General features: G+C 56.7%; 14 protein-coding genes. 5 read left to right on the top strand and 9 right to left on the bottom strand.

All coding sequences use genetic code 11. The annotated features are described in order from the left end of the window. Positions 1 to 22 precede the first annotated feature (22 nt). Complete coding sequence (locus tag GOW48_RS02130) at positions 23 to 385, top strand: SUF system Fe-S cluster assembly protein (RefSeq protein ID WP_170354039.1); 363 nt, start codon at positions 23 to 25, stop codon at positions 383 to 385. 50 nt (positions 386 to 435) lie between these two features. Here GOW48_RS02130 and GOW48_RS02125 read toward each other — a convergent pair whose 3' ends face one another. Beyond that, the gene (locus tag GOW48_RS02125; protein ID WP_234899467.1) at positions 436 to 762 is read right to left on the bottom strand and encodes a hypothetical protein; all 327 of its coding nucleotides are present in this window, start codon (positions 760 to 762) and stop codon (positions 436 to 438) included. A 190-nt stretch (positions 763 to 952) separates the two neighbouring features. Between GOW48_RS02125 and GOW48_RS02120 the strand changes: the two genes are divergently transcribed. Continuing rightward, on the top strand, positions 953 to 1318 hold the full coding sequence (locus GOW48_RS02120; protein WP_170354037.1) for a HesB/IscA family protein: 366 nt from the start codon (positions 953 to 955) through the stop codon (positions 1316 to 1318). On the opposite strand, the gene GOW48_RS02115 is transcribed toward GOW48_RS02120, so the two are convergent. Beyond that, complete coding sequence (locus GOW48_RS02115; protein ID WP_170751001.1) at positions 1315 to 2229, bottom strand: isopenicillin N synthase family dioxygenase; 915 nt, start codon at positions 2227 to 2229, stop codon at positions 1315 to 1317. The genes GOW48_RS02120 and GOW48_RS02115 overlap by 4 nt on opposite strands. A gap of 123 nt (positions 2230 to 2352) precedes the next feature. Between GOW48_RS02115 and tpiA the strand changes: the two genes are divergently transcribed. Further along, a complete protein-coding gene (gene tpiA, locus GOW48_RS02110; protein ID WP_170750999.1) occupies positions 2353 to 3102 on the top strand; it encodes a triose-phosphate isomerase in 750 nt (249 codons plus the stop codon). Between the two features lie 2 nt (positions 3103 to 3104). Here tpiA and GOW48_RS02105 read toward each other — a convergent pair whose 3' ends face one another. Then, entirely contained in the window at positions 3105 to 3416 is a 312-nt protein-coding gene (locus tag GOW48_RS02105) for a DMT family transporter (RefSeq protein ID WP_170750997.1), read from the bottom strand. A 224-nt stretch (positions 3417 to 3640) separates the two neighbouring features. Here GOW48_RS02105 and GOW48_RS02100 point away from each other — a divergent pair, with 224 nt between their 5' ends. Next, positions 3641 to 4456, top strand: a complete 816-nt coding sequence (locus GOW48_RS02100; RefSeq protein ID WP_170756476.1) for a hypothetical protein — start codon at positions 3641 to 3643, stop codon at positions 4454 to 4456. A 38-nt stretch (positions 4457 to 4494) separates the two neighbouring features. Here the strand turns inward: GOW48_RS02100 and GOW48_RS02095 are convergent, their stop codons facing one another. The 5 genes from GOW48_RS02095 to GOW48_RS02075 form a co-directional block, all read right to left on the bottom strand. Continuing rightward, positions 4495 to 5871, bottom strand: a complete 1377-nt coding sequence (locus GOW48_RS02095; RefSeq protein WP_170354025.1) for a TRAP transporter large permease — start codon at positions 5869 to 5871, stop codon at positions 4495 to 4497. After that, positions 5871 to 6548: a TRAP transporter small permease gene (locus GOW48_RS02090; RefSeq protein ID WP_170750993.1), complete on the bottom strand. Its 678-nt coding sequence runs from the start codon at positions 6546 to 6548 to the stop codon at positions 5871 to 5873. Before GOW48_RS02090 ends, GOW48_RS02095 begins: the two co-directional genes overlap by 1 nt. Before the next feature lie 107 nt (positions 6549 to 6655). Further along, positions 6656 to 7657 carry a DctP family TRAP transporter solute-binding subunit gene (locus GOW48_RS02085; protein WP_170354021.1) on the bottom strand — a complete coding sequence of 334 codons (1002 nt, stop codon included), beginning with the start codon at positions 7655 to 7657 and terminating at the stop codon, positions 6656 to 6658. A gap of 363 nt (positions 7658 to 8020) precedes the next feature. Then, positions 8021 to 9250 carry a sigma-54-dependent transcriptional regulator gene (locus GOW48_RS02080; protein WP_170354019.1) on the bottom strand — a complete coding sequence of 410 codons (1230 nt, stop codon included), beginning with the start codon at positions 9248 to 9250 and terminating at the stop codon, positions 8021 to 8023. Next, positions 9247 to 10980 carry a sensor histidine kinase gene (locus tag GOW48_RS02075; protein ID WP_170750991.1) on the bottom strand — a complete coding sequence of 578 codons (1734 nt, stop codon included), beginning with the start codon at positions 10978 to 10980 and terminating at the stop codon, positions 9247 to 9249. Before GOW48_RS02075 ends, GOW48_RS02080 begins: the two co-directional genes overlap by 4 nt. Positions 10981 to 11027: 47 nt before the next feature. Here GOW48_RS02075 and GOW48_RS02070 point away from each other — a divergent pair, with 47 nt between their 5' ends. Then, complete coding sequence (locus GOW48_RS02070) at positions 11028 to 12209, top strand: cytochrome P450 (protein ID WP_170750989.1); 1182 nt, start codon at positions 11028 to 11030, stop codon at positions 12207 to 12209. A 4-nt stretch (positions 12210 to 12213) separates the two neighbouring features. Here the strand turns inward: GOW48_RS02070 and GOW48_RS02065 are convergent, their stop codons facing one another. Continuing rightward, positions 12214 to 12693 (bottom strand): Lrp/AsnC family transcriptional regulator, encoded by a 480-nt coding sequence (locus GOW48_RS02065; protein ID WP_170354013.1) that lies wholly within the window; start codon positions 12691 to 12693, stop codon positions 12214 to 12216. Positions 12694 to 12712 lie beyond the last annotated feature (19 nt).

Below are 12712 nucleotides of genomic sequence, written 5' to 3'. Positions count from 1 at the left end.
AGGAAACAGACCCGAGGCACGAATGACTCACCCCAGCGAACAGTTTGAAGGCACGCCATTGATTGCGCCTTCGACAATTGAGCACCCCCTGTATGACGCAGTGGTCGAGGCCTGCCGGTCAGTCTATGACCCTGAAATTCCAGTTAACATCTATGATCTGGGTTTGATCTATACCATCGACATTTCCGGCGAGAACGCGGTGAAAGTGATCATGACCCTGACTGCACCAGGTTGCCCGGTAGCAGGCGAAATGCCCGGCTGGATCGTCGAAGCCGTCGAGCCGGTTGCGGGCGTCAAGGAAGTCGATGTCGAACTAACTTGGGAACCCCCCTGGGGAATGGAGATGATGTCAGACGAAGCCCGTTTAGAGCTGGGCTTCATGTAAGCACGACCTGATATCTTGCTGAAAAACCGCCCCTCTGACCGGGCGGTTTTTTATTTGACGTCGCAGGTTGACCTGATCTCGGCAGCCCTTTCGTCCAGCGCTTTTACGTAGTCGCCTGAAAGCATTGATAACCGCTTCTTCTCCGTCCCGGTCACCAGCCCCAACAACGCACCTGCGGGCAATATCGACACGACACTTTCAACTTGCTGGTCCTGTGCATGTTTCTTTTCTGCTGCGATGGCGCGTAAGTCGCCTTCGGCCGTCGCACAGTTTACCGGGTGCCGCTTGCCGTCCACAGCTGCGGATGCAACGCCTGCGACCACTATTGCAATCGAGATAAACAGGCCCGCCTTCAACACCTTGGAGAGTTTATGCATGTCCATGCACCTTTCGTTATCCACTGCCATACCCTGTTCGCAGGCTAGGCCGACCCATTGTCTGAACGCAAGCATGGGTTCCGTCTGACGGCAACCTTACTGGAAAAGTTAGGTAAGCACGGCTGCTATGTCTTGAGACTGTTTCGCCTAAGCACTAAATTGGAGATAACGCGCGACAACGGAGACCACTATGTTCGGCATTCCCGGCAAACAAGCGGTGACGATCACACCGAAAGCTGCGACCCAGATTGTGAGCCTGATGAAATCAGGTGGACATGCCGGGCTGCGCATCGGTGTCAAGAAAGGTGGCTGCGCAGGCATGGAATACACCATGGACTACGTGGACGAAGCCGATGCCAATGACGAGGTCGTAGAACAGGATGGCGCACGGGTGATGATCGCCCCTATGGCACAGATGTTTCTGTTCGGAACCGAGATTGACTATGAGGTTTCGCTGCTGGAATCCGGCTTCAAGTTCCGCAACCCTAACGTTGTCGATGCCTGCGGTTGTGGCGAGTCGATCAAGTTTGACGAAACGCTCTCGGCCCAGCGTTAAGACGCTTCTTTCAGGTGAACATAGGTTTCGTTGAACCGCGTCGTCAGGTGTTCTCCGGCACGAATAACCTTGTCTGAATTCGGCGGAGCAACATTTGTGTCGTAGGACGGATTGAAGAACAGCGGCACCGAGATCCGTTCCTCAGACCCTCCTACCACCCGGTGCAACGTGGCTTTGACCCGACCGTCGGTCCAGAATTCCAGCATTTCACCAAAGTTGATAATGAAGGTTCCGGGTCGGGCTTCGGCCGGTTCCCATTTTCCGTCAGGCATTTGAACCTCTAGCCCAGCGGTACCATCTGTCGCCAACAGTGTCAGGCACCCATAATCAGTGTGTGCGCCGATTCCAAAATCCTGATGCCCTGCCCAGGCGGGGCGCTGAGGGTAGTAATTGCCGCGCAGCAAGGCCATGGGCGTTTCAAATGCGCTGTCGAAGCTGGCTGCATCTCGCCCCAGGGCCACAGCGATTGCCCTTAGAACGCGCATCGCGACTGCACTGGCGTCGGTGTAGTAGGTCTGGATGGTATCTTGGAAGCCGGCCGGCGCCTCGGGCCATTGGTTCGGCGCATAAACGCTCAGGTCCTTGGATGCATAGGGGTTTCCTGCTGGTAGTTCGTATCCGCAGTCGAAAACCTCTTTAAAGTCGGGGTTGGCACTCGGGTCGACCTGCTCGGATTGCGAAGCGCCCCACCCTCGGTTTGCCCCAGTCTTAGCCATATCAACGCGCGCTTTCTGGGCCTCGGGTAAGTGAAAGAACTGTCGATAGGCTTCAATGACCGACGTGCACCGTGATGCATCCAAGCCTGTATTGGACACAGTCAGGAAACCCACCTCACCGATTGCGTGCAGCAGGCGGGCCAACTCATCGGGCTCGCGTCGGTCCAGTTTTTCTAGGTCCAGGTTGTTGATCATGAGGGCCTCGGAAATTGCGCGGGAGTTGTGCCGTTTTGGCCGCTAATCCGCAACCAGAATTGTCAGTGTGTCCGCACGGTGCTATCCGATGTGCAAACAATAGCTTAAATGGGGGATCCTATGATGCGGCGCAAGCTTGCGGCAGGGAATTGGAAGATGAACGGAACGGCTGCGGATTTAGCCGAGTTGGAGGCGCTGTCAAGGACCTACCCTTCCCCATCAGTTGATGTGCTGATTTGTCCACCCGCAACGCTGATACACCGTGCCGCGCAAACGGTCGGTGAAGCCGGGATCATGGTCGGCGGTCAGGACTGTCATGCCGCGTCATCCGGTGCCCATACTGGCGACATAAGCGCCCAGATACTGATGGATGCCGGGGCATCAATGGTGATCCTTGGCCACTCTGAACGGCGCGAAGATCACGCCGAACAGAACGAAGATGTTCGCGCCAAAGCGCGTGCCGTTATGGATGCTGGCCTAAAGGCCATCATCTGCGTCGGTGAAAGCCTTGAACAGCGCGAAGCGGCCAACACGCTGGACATCATTGGCGGCCAGATGTCGGGCTCGATCCCGGACCAATCCACCGGCGAGAACCTGATCGTGGCCTATGAACCCATTTGGGCCATCGGCACTGGAAAAGTTCCCACATTGGACGAAATCGGAGAAGTCCACGACTTTATCCGTGCGCGTCTGGAACGGCGGTTTGGCGAAGGCGTGGGGCGGTCCGTCCGGTTGCTTTACGGCGGGTCGGTCAAGCCCGGCAATGCGGCGGATATCTTTGCCGTGTCCAACGTGGACGGTGCCTTGGTTGGTGGCGCCAGCCTTAAGGCTGACGACTTTTCGGGCATTATCGACGCATTGCAGAACGCCTGAGACTACGCCAGTTTCATCGTTACCAGACCGGCCACAAGCAGGGCGGCTGCGATAAGGCGCGGGGCTGTCACGGCCTCGCCCAGAAAAACAACGCCAACGGCAAAAGCACCGATGGCCCCTATTCCGGTCCATATCGTGTAGGCTGTGCTAAGTGGCAAATCACGCATTGCCAAAGCTAAAAGTCCGAACGATGCGACCATGGAAACACCCATAATGGCGGTTGGCCAAAGACGGGTGAAACCGGCAGATTGCTTCATGGCAACAGCCCAGCCAATCTCGAGAACACCGGCGAACAGAAGAAAAATCCAAGGCATTGGGACACCTCTCATATCTTCGAGTCGTCCCGAACGATACACAGGTTTAGATGAGGTCGTCCTCGGGCCTCAATCTGGGCACTAAAAATCCCTCATTCAAGAGCATTTCTTTCACAAAACTGCAGCCTGACCGTCACATCCCGCCTCTAAAGATGCAGAAATCGCATTTTTGCACCGTGAACTTGAAGTCGCGCGGTGGCCGCAACAAAACGGATGGAAACCTGATGACGGAAACCTCTGGCAAAGCCTGTGTTCTGTGCATGAAATGGGGTACGCCGTTCAGTGCACATGATGTCAACATGCTTTTCGCGGCTGTCCGGGATCATTTGCCCGTAGACCATGACTTCATTTGCATCACAGATGACACCACCGGGCTTGATCCCGCCATCAAGACGCACGCCCTGTCCTTTCCCCAATTGGATCAGTCGGAATGGGCTCACGGTAAATGGCCCAAATTGCTTATGTTCGACAGACGGATTGTGCAAGGCTACGAAACAGCGCTGTTCCTTGACCTCGATCTCTTAGTAACCGGCGAACTCACGCCCCTGTTGCTCAGCGTACGCGAACGCGGCGGGCTTTACCTTATGACAAAGTTTCGCGCCTTTGTGTGGCGTGCGATACCCGCAGCGTTCTGGGATCGTGTTCCGGGGCTTATGAACCTGGTCACGCGTGGGAATTCTTCTGTGGTCGGATTTATACCCAAGCAGCAGTTCCACCTGTATGATGACTTTGACGCGGCCCGCGACCTGAAGGCTTACAAGAATGATCAGGACTATATCTCAGGGCGGGCGTGGCGGCGTCGGTGCTACCCGAAGGATTGGTGTATCGGGATAATACACCTGGTCCCCTATTGGCCGTTCAATCTGATTTTCCGAAAGTACCGCAACCTGCCAAAACGCCCTAAAATCGTTATCTTCAAAGGAAACCCGAAAGCGCTTGGGCTGGCGGGGCAGAATGTCGGGGAATGGGGAACGAAGCGCCGCCGTGGCTTTGGCAGCATTGGCTGGGTTGAGACATATCTACAGAAATACAGCACGTAAGAAGAAAGGCCGGGCCCAAGAGGGTCCGGCCTTTTTCTTTAGTTCGTTATGATCTCTGGCCCCATGAAGGTGTTGGGCAGGAAGGTCGATATCCACGGTATGTACGTCACCATGATCAAGAAGACGAACAGCACGGCCAGGAACGGCAACGCCGCTTTCACAACGCTCATCATCGGCATCCCGGCCACGCCCGAAGTCACGAACAGGTTCAACCCGACCGGAGGTGTGATCATCCCGATCTCCATGTTGACCACCATGATGATGCCCAGATGGATTGGGTCGATTCCCAGCTCGATGGCAATCGGGAACACCAGCGGTGCGACGATGACCAGCAGGCCCGAGGGCTCCATGAACTGACCACCGATCAGAAGGATCACGTTCACCACGATCAGGAAAGTCACAGGACCCAGACCTGCAGACAACATTGCGCTAGCGATGTGCTGTGGCACTTGCTCGTCCGTCAGAACGTGTTTCAGGATCAGCGCGTTGGCGATCACGAACAGCAGCGTGACAGTCAGCTTGCCGGCCTCGAACAGCGTATGCTTGGTGTCCGGGTGAAAGAACGCGGTTACCAGCGCATAAGGCTTTTTGATCAAAGGCAGGTTCTGTTGGCCCTCTTCGGTGCTGAGCGGCCCCATATCTTTGTAGACAAAGCTGGCAATCAGGAAAGAGTACACCGCAGCGACGGCTGCCGCCTCGGTCGGGGTGAAGATACCGCCATAGATACCACCCAGAATGATGACAATCAGGAACAGGCCCCATCCGGCCTCGCGCGCCGAGGCAAAGATCTCACCCCACCCTTTCCAATCGCCTTTGGGCAGGTTCTTTACCTTGGCCATGACATAGATGGTGATCATCAGCATCAGACCCGCCATCAGGCCTGGAATAACGCCTGCAAGGAACATCCGCCCGACCGACACCTCAACGGCGGCCGCATAGACGACCATCACAATCGACGGCGGGATCAGGATGCCCAGAGTACCGGCGTTACAGATCACACCGGCAGCGAATTCCTTGGAATAGCCGACCTGACGCATGCCCGCGATCACGATGGAGCCGATGGCCACCACGGTCGCCGGGGACGAGCCTGACAGCGCCGCAAACAACATACAGGCAAACACACCCGCAATCGCCAAACCCCCCGGAAGATGCCCCACACAGGCAATCGAGAACCGGATAATCCTCCGCGCCACACCACCCGTCGTCATGAAGGACGACGCGAGGATAAAGAACGGGATCGCCAACAAGGTGAAATGGCCCTCGAATGCCTCGAACAGTGTGCCTGCGACCGAGGCCAGCGAACTGTCAGAATAGATCAGCAGGAACAGGGTCGAACTGAGGCCAAGCGCCACCGCAATCGGAACACCGATCAGCAGCAGGCCAATGACCATTGAGAAAAGAAGAACGACGTCCATTAGTCATGCACCCCTTGTTGTGCGCGGACTTCTTCGATCTCGTCCTCGACTTCGTGGCTGGCGACAAGGCGGTCGGCCTCTCCGCGCCAGATTTGAATGGCGGCTTGCGTAAACCGGATCACCAGCAACAGCATGGATACGGGCAGCACCAGATACGGAATGACCTTTGGGATTTTCTCGTACCCTTCACCATAGTTGATCAGGTCTTCCAGAAAGCGCAGCGGCGCGACCATCGGAATATCGTCAACCTCATAAAAACTCTGACTGCGCGCCCCGGTATCAAACCCGGTTGGGAACCAGCGCCCCGACGTGGGTGGCAGATCCGCAAACACAGCCCAATAGTCATACGACCCCTTCAGCAACAGCAACGAAAAGACCAGACAGCAAGCCACCGCGATCAAAGCCAGCACGCGGCGCGGTGCAGGTGGCAACATGTTCAGGATCGCATCAACGCCCAGATGCGCATGTTTCTTGACCGCATAAGACGCGCCAAGCAGCACCAGCCACCCGAACATGAACACGGTCATTTCAAGTGCCCACAGGATATTGGAATTAAAGGCAAACCGCGCGATCACGTTGGCAAACGTCACAGCCGTCATCAGGCCAAGCAACACTGCGATCAGGGTTTCCTCGATATGGTCGATCAGCCCGCCTTGGCCGGGATTCGCACCAGACATCTCTCTGTCCCCACATTTTTAGGATGATTGATTGGGGCGGGCCTGATGCGGCCCGCCCGGCCTGCGCGTCGATAACTCCCCAGTCCCCCGACGCGCGGCGATCCGGATCAGAACCCGGCGTTGATCGCCTGAGCGGCGTCGATTTTGTCTTGGCCTACATCACCGGCGAATTTGTCCCAAACAGGCTTCATGGCATCGACCCAAGCCTGACGCTGTTCAGCGTTCAATTCACGGATGGTGCCACCAGCGTCGATAACCGACTGCTTGGCCGCTTCGTTGACTGCAAAGGCTTCTTTGTTACGCGTCTCGGTGACTTCACCCAAGATCGTCAGGAATTGATCACGCACTTCGGGGTCCAGGCTGTCCAGCCAGTCAACCGAGGTCACGACCAGATAGTCGATGATACCGTGGTTGGTTTCGGTGATACCGTCCTGCACCTCGAAGAACTTCTTGCCATAGATGTTCGACCAGGTGTTTTCCTGGCCGTCCACAACACCCTGCTGCAGTGCGCCATACACCTCCGAGAACGCCATCTTCTGCGGGCTACCACCGATCGCTTCCATTTGCGCGACCAGCACGTCCGACGACTGCACGCGGAACTTCAGGCCATTAGCATCTGCCGGTGTTTCCAGCGGCTTGTTGGCGGACATCTGCTTCATGCCATTGTGCCAGAACGCCAATCCCTGCAGACCGCGGCGCTGCATGCTGTCCTTCATGGCCTGACCGTCGGCCGAAGCTTGGAACGCATCCACTGCATCGATGTTCTTGAACATGAACGGCAGGTCAAACAGACGGAATTGCTTGGTGAATTTTTCAAACTTGGACAGCGACGGCGCAGCCAGCTGAACATCGCCCTGCAACATAGCCTCAAGGACCTTGTCGTCATTATAGAGGGTCGAGTTCGGGAAAACCTCCATACACATGACGCCATTCATTTCATCGTTCACGCGCTGCTCAAGCAGCGAAGCTGCTATACCCTTGGGGTGCTTGTCGGTGTTCGTCACATGAGCGAACTTCACCACGATCTCACCATCGTCACACGCTGCCATACCGGCAGTTGCCGTCACAGTCAGAGCAACTGCTGTCGCGGCTGTTGTCAGGAATTTCATCTGTCTTTTCCTCCCAGACTTCTCAGAAACTTCTCAAGAGCGCCGCCAAAGCGCCTTATGCCGGGCAGTGAACCGAATCGCCTGCCACCGCTCAACTTTTTGTTGGGGATGCGCGAGATTCGTTTTAAGCCTTTGTTTTTATTTCATGTATCAGCGTTTCAACTAAGTCTGCCGTGAACCAACCTGGACTACGTGCGAAATTCCACACAAGGAAATCTGCCTTTGTGCGGATTTTCGCACATATTTCGAATCGTACGGTTAGAATCACCCGACAACACCGGCGCCACCGCAGTCCGTACCAGCGGACTGCCACGCCCAACGCCTTGAATTGCATGAAAATGGAGTGACAGGCGGCGGGAGAACCTACCTTCGGTAATCCTCGGGGCGAATGCCATAACGCGCTAGTTTGTCATAGAAGGTCTTGCGCGGCAGTTTTAGCGCTTTGGCCGCGTCCGAGGCCTTGCCATTGTGGCGCCCCAAAGACGCAATCAAAAGCGAACGTTCGACTTGGGCCATCTGCTCACTCAGCCCCAGTTCTGCGGCCGAAGCGACCTCGTCCGGCATCCCAAGAACAAACCGCATGGCCGCTGACATCAGGGATCGCGCATTGCCCGGCCAGTCCTGCGTCATCAATGACGCCAAATGTTCCGACGTGATATCCGGTGCAGCAATCCCGGCCTGCTCGGCCGCTTGTGCAACATAGTGGCGAAAGATCACCGGAATATCCTCGGGGCGTTCAGCAAGCGACGGTATCCGAACCCGCATCACGTCCAAACGATAGAAAAGGTCGGCATGAAACTGTCCCGCATCAGACAAGCGCGCGAGATCAGCAGTGGTTCCGGCGATGATACGCGCGCCGACCCCTTGCTCGACGATTTCAAGGGCAGCGTACTGGGTTTCAGTCGGCATCGCCGAAATCTCATCCAAAAACAATGAGCCCCCCGCGGCGTCCTCGCAAACATGTCGTAACTCCTGCACCGTCAACCCCGAGGCAGGGCGCTTGACAAACGGGCCTTGCGATTGCGGAGACATCAAATGCACCACTTCAGCCACCTTTGAAATGCCGCTGCCTGCGGGGCCGGTCACCAGAACCTCTACCCCTGTCCGGGCAACCGTACGAACCCGTTCCCTAAGCCGCTCGGCTTGCGCAGACAGGCCGAACAGAAGCCGCGCGGCTGGATCTCCTTTTTCCAACTCATGTTTCAAGGTACGCTGTTCCAGAACGTGTCGCCGCGCCGCCTGTGCGCGTTCCAGAACCTCGAGCAAGTCCGAGGCAGCGCATGGTTTTTCGAGAAAATCAAATGCACCTGTCCCCATCGCACGAACGGCCATGGGGACATCACCTTCGCCAGTCAACAAGATCACCGGCAGATCGGCATCAACCTCACGCGCGTAGTTCAACAGGTGAAACCCGTCACGTCCGGGCATCCTGATGTCCGACACGATAACACCTGCAAAATCAGCCCGAATGTGATCCTTGGCGGCTACGAAAGACCCAGCAGTCACGGGCGCGTAATCTGCCAGCTCCAGCGTTTGGGCCAAAGCCTCGCGCACCGCCGCATCGTCATCGACCAAAAGGACCTTTCGTGTCATGCGACCTCATCTTCCCGGTAATACTCAAGCTCGACCGTGAACATCGCCCCTGTCTGCGCGTTGGTTCCACGGATGTTACCACCAAAACTCTGGACCAACCCGTAAGAGATCGAGAGGCCCAACCCCATCCCCTCGGACGATCCCACAGCCTTGGTGGTATAGAACGGCTCGAACAGTTTTTCAGTGTTTTCGATACCTGGGCCGATATCGCGCACCGTGACCGCCAGTTTGTCACCCGTCTCGATCGCAATATTGATCAACTTGTCATCCTGCTGGCTCATGGCATCGGCGGCGTTGTTGATCAGGTTCACAAACACCTGAACAAGCCGCACCTCGCCGCCCCAAGCAAAAACAGGACCAGAAGGCAGCTGCCATTCCAGTTCGACCCCTTCGGACCGCAGGCGCGCATCGGTCAGTTCGACAGCCGTTTCGATCACCTGAACCAAGTCGACCTTACCCATAGGTTCACTTTCGTTTCGGGCAAAGGCCCGAAGGTTTTTGATGATGCGCGCCATCCGCGCCGCCATGTCCGATATGCGTGTCAGATTTTCAGCCGCACGCCCCTCGCGCCCACGCGACAAAAATGCTGTGCCATTATCGGCAAATTGCTGGATCGCCATGAGCGGCTGGTTTAGTTCGTGGCTGATCCCGGCGGACATCTGCCCCAATGCGCTTAGTTTTCCGGCCTGTATCAGCTCGGCCTGGGCTTTCTTTAATGCGGTTTCAGCCTCTTGCCGCTCATGAACTTCGCGCCTGAGAGCGGTGTTGGCAGCCGTCAGAGCACGGGTTCGCTGCGCAACACGACTTTCCAGAACGACATTGGCCTGCGCCAGCGTCCTGCGCCGCTCCGTCGCCAGGAACAACAAGGCACCAAAAGCAAAACAGATCGCAGCTACCGCGGCAGCCTGCAGCCCCGCCAAACGCCGCGCCGGAGCTACATCGACCAAAACCTCGGCCGTCATGTCGATCACGGGCAAATCAAGCGTCAGGTGCAGCGCACGTTCAGGCAGATACCTGCCCCACCCCAATCGCCAAAGCTCGTGCCCACCGATCATGGTCGAGGCGAAATCGGTCGCATTCCCTTCTGGCGGAGACAGGCCCTGCTGACCCTCGGACCGATACCAGAACAGAAGGTCGGACCGGTTCGAGATAAAGACCACCCCTTCGGAATCCACAAAGAAAACGGCCTCGGTACTGCCGCGCCATGTTTGTTCGACATCCTGAACATCGGCGACGACCATCAAGGCCCCTTGCACCCGACCCAATGCATCAAATGTCGGTGCTGCGTAAGAATAAATGCGCGCACCGCTTTCGGGAAGGACCCCGTGCGCACTCCCCAAAGCGCCCTGCAATGCGCGTTCGAACGCTGGGTGACCCGCCAGACTGCCCTGCGCGATCGGCTGTGCAGCGGTCAGAACCCGACCATTGCGGTCCAGATATAACATGTTGACAGCAGCTGTCTTATCGGCCACGTCCAGCAACATGGCTTGTGCCGCCTGACGTTGTGAGGGTGTGTCCAGAGTAGCCAGCGCAGGATGGCCCGCCATCAGAACGGCCAATTCCTGATAGACCTGCATCTGAGTGCTTAACCGGTCCGCGGCCAGTTCCAAATCGGCCTCGGCCTTCTCGCTAAGCTGCGACAACGCCTGCCTGAACCCGTAGGACCAGACGCCCGCCGACAGCAGCGCGACCGAGAACAGAAAACCTATGACGACGAATGCTCTGTGCATATCCTAGGGTCTTGCATTCAGCGCGGCCTATGGCAAGTCTGCGCGGCATGAAGAAAATCTCGCAGTCGCCGGTTGATCCCGTATTCGTTCAGGACCCCTATCCTTTTTATGACCATGCGCGCAGGTTCGGAGACCTGTTTTTCTGGGAAGACTACAACAAGGTTGCCGCAGTATCGCACAGAGCCGTTCAGACATTACTGAAAGATCGGCGATTTGGGCGCGAGAAGCCAACCGAATTGCAAACCCCCGGCCCCGATCATCTGGCAGCTTGGCAGGCGATCGAGGATCATTCTCTTCTCGAACTGGAACCTCCGCGCCACACGCGATTGCGTAGTCTGGTCATAAAGGCCTTTACGTCCCGCTCTATTGCCGCGATGACCCCAGACATCGAACAACTGTGCCGCGACCTTATCCACGAATTTCCCGACGAACCGTTCGATCTGCTGCAGACATATTGCACGCAGGTGCCGGTGATCACCATTTGCCGGTTGCTGGGCGTACCCGAGCATATGGCCCCTGACCTTCTGCAATGGTCCCACGATATGGTCGCGATGTACCAGGCAAACCGAACCCGCCAGACCGAAGACCGGGCAGCGCAGGCATCAGCGCAGTTCACTGAGTTCCTAAGCAATTATATCGACCTGCGCCGCGTCGAGCCGGGTCCAGATCTGATCACAAAGCTGATCGCAGCCGAGGAAGACGGCGAAAAGCTATCGCGGGACGAATTGATTGCGACTTGTGTGCTTTTGTTGAATGCCGGACATGAGGCGACGGTCCATGCGTTGGGAAATGGCGTGAAGACACTGCTTCAGACCGAAACAAGGCCAGACGTATTGGATGAGAACCGGATTGACGGCACCGTTGAGGAGATCCTCAGATATGACCCGCCCTTACACATGTTCACACGCTACGCCTATGAACAGGTTGATCTTTTCGGCCACAGCTTCAAACGCGGCGATGAGGTCGCCTTGTTGCTTGGCGCTGCAAACCGCGACCCTTCCGTTTGGGCCGATCCAAATCAGTTCTTACCCAGCCGAGACGTCGTAACAAATACCAGCTTTGGCGCAGGGCTGCATTTCTGTGTGGGCGCGCCACTGGCGCGTCTCGAGATGCGCATCGCCCTCAAAGCCCTGTTCGATCATTGCCCATCCCTGCGCCTAGAGGGCGATCCGGACTATTCCAACACGTACCACTTTCACGGGCTAACCCGACTGATGGTCACGACCTGACGGATTATTCTGCGACCAGAGCGTTCAGCGGCAGCATTGTGGTCGATTTGATCTCTTCCATGGACAGCAATGCGGTCACATTGTGAACCCGCACTTCCGAGATCAGCGTTTGGTAGAATTCGTCGTAAGCCCGCGCATTTTTGACCCGAACCTTGAGGATGTAGTCAATGTCACCCGCCAAACGATGCGCCTCTTGCACCTCGGGACGGTCGCGAAGGGCCTTAAGGAATTTGCGCTGCCAGTCTGCTTCGTGTTCGGACGTGCGTATAAGAACGAAGAACGTCGCTTCAAAACCCAATGCCTCGGCATCCAGCAAGACGGTCTGTTGACCGATCACACCGGCCCCCTTCAGCTTGCGGATTCGGTTCCAGACCGGGGTCTTCGAACTGCCAACACGCGCGGCAATTTCGTCCAGTGATTGGCTGGCATCGCGCTGCAGCTCAACCAGAATTTTCCGATCTGTGTCGTCAATTCGCACCGACATCCCAATTTTTCCTTTGTTT

Source organism: Ruegeria lacuscaerulensis, from assembly GCF_013033355.1.
GTDB lineage: Bacteria > Pseudomonadota > Alphaproteobacteria > Rhodobacterales > Rhodobacteraceae > Ruegeria > Ruegeria lacuscaerulensis_A.
The sequence above is the reverse complement of the archived record's forward strand: the minus strand, read 5'-3'. Positions and strand labels throughout refer to the sequence as shown.

What these genes read in the sequence shown, in the direction of transcription:
- GOW48_RS02130 (WP_170354039.1), top strand. Translation starts at nt 23, where the DNA reads ATGACTCACCCCAGCGAACAGTTTGAAGGCACGCCATTGATTGCGCCT.
- GOW48_RS02125 (WP_234899467.1), bottom strand. Translation starts at nt 762, where the DNA reads ATGCATAAACTCTCCAAGGTGTTGAAGGCGGGCCTGTTTATCTCGATT.
- GOW48_RS02120 (WP_170354037.1), top strand. Translation starts at nt 953, where the DNA reads ATGTTCGGCATTCCCGGCAAACAAGCGGTGACGATCACACCGAAAGCT.
- GOW48_RS02115 (WP_170751001.1), bottom strand. Translation starts at nt 2,229, where the DNA reads ATGATCAACAACCTGGACCTAGAAAAACTGGACCGACGCGAGCCCGAT.
- tpiA (WP_170750999.1), top strand. Translation starts at nt 2,353, where the DNA reads ATGCGGCGCAAGCTTGCGGCAGGGAATTGGAAGATGAACGGAACGGCT.
- GOW48_RS02105 (WP_170750997.1), bottom strand. Translation starts at nt 3,416, where the DNA reads ATGCCTTGGATTTTTCTTCTGTTCGCCGGTGTTCTCGAGATTGGCTGG.
- GOW48_RS02100 (WP_170756476.1), top strand. Translation starts at nt 3,641, where the DNA reads ATGACGGAAACCTCTGGCAAAGCCTGTGTTCTGTGCATGAAATGGGGT.
- GOW48_RS02095 (WP_170354025.1), bottom strand. Translation starts at nt 5,871, where the DNA reads ATGGACGTCGTTCTTCTTTTCTCAATGGTCATTGGCCTGCTGCTGATC.
- GOW48_RS02090 (WP_170750993.1), bottom strand. Translation starts at nt 6,548, where the DNA reads ATGTCTGGTGCGAATCCCGGCCAAGGCGGGCTGATCGACCATATCGAG.
- GOW48_RS02085 (WP_170354021.1), bottom strand. Translation starts at nt 7,657, where the DNA reads ATGAAATTCCTGACAACAGCCGCGACAGCAGTTGCTCTGACTGTGACG.
- GOW48_RS02080 (WP_170354019.1), bottom strand. Translation starts at nt 9,250, where the DNA reads ATGACACGAAAGGTCCTTTTGGTCGATGACGATGCGGCGGTGCGCGAG.
- GOW48_RS02075 (WP_170750991.1), bottom strand. Translation starts at nt 10,980, where the DNA reads ATGCACAGAGCATTCGTCGTCATAGGTTTTCTGTTCTCGGTCGCGCTG.
- GOW48_RS02070 (WP_170750989.1), top strand. Translation starts at nt 11,028, where the DNA reads ATGAAGAAAATCTCGCAGTCGCCGGTTGATCCCGTATTCGTTCAGGAC.
- GOW48_RS02065 (WP_170354013.1), bottom strand. Translation starts at nt 12,693, where the DNA reads ATGTCGGTGCGAATTGACGACACAGATCGGAAAATTCTGGTTGAGCTG.